Source organism: Oleiphilus sp. HI0080 (assembly GCF_001635135.1).
This window is the reverse complement of the sequence record NZ_LWFU01000793.1, coordinates 1-360: the sequence shown is the minus strand read 5'-3', so window position 1 is coordinate 360 and position 360 is coordinate 1. Positions and strand designations below refer to the sequence as shown.

Sequence of the window (360 nt, the reverse complement as noted above, 5' to 3'; positions counted from 1 at the left end):
AACTAGGGCGTTCCAATAATCGTTGTTGAAGGGGTCGGTGATATAGGCAGTTATAATCGAGTTGGAAGTTTCTATCAATAATCCAGAATCCCGGAGTTTCAGTAGGGAGGCAATGTGAAAGGGATTATGTAGATCTTGGATTCCGTCGATTTTTCCGAATGATGGTGTTATGCCTGAGAAAAGAAAAATGCTTTTTCCCTCCAAAAAATGGACAAGTAACAGCTTGTCATCGTTGTCTAGTTTTTTCGCATCTTTACGAGTGACGTATGAGCTCTCCAAAAATTTATTTACGAGCTTTAGCAAGGTTTCGGGCATGATTTCTTGATAAATGCTACGGGTTTTCATGGAGTTTTCTCCTAT

Annotated in this window: 1 protein-coding gene; it reads right to left on the bottom strand. The window is 39.7% G+C overall.

Going from position 1 to position 360, the window contains the following annotated elements; translation table 11 throughout:
• Nucleotides 1–345: hypothetical protein (locus A3751_RS16275; protein WP_197466419.1), on the bottom strand; the 345-nt coding region annotated here is incomplete at its 3' end.
• Between the last annotated feature and the right edge of the window lie 15 nt (nucleotides 346–360).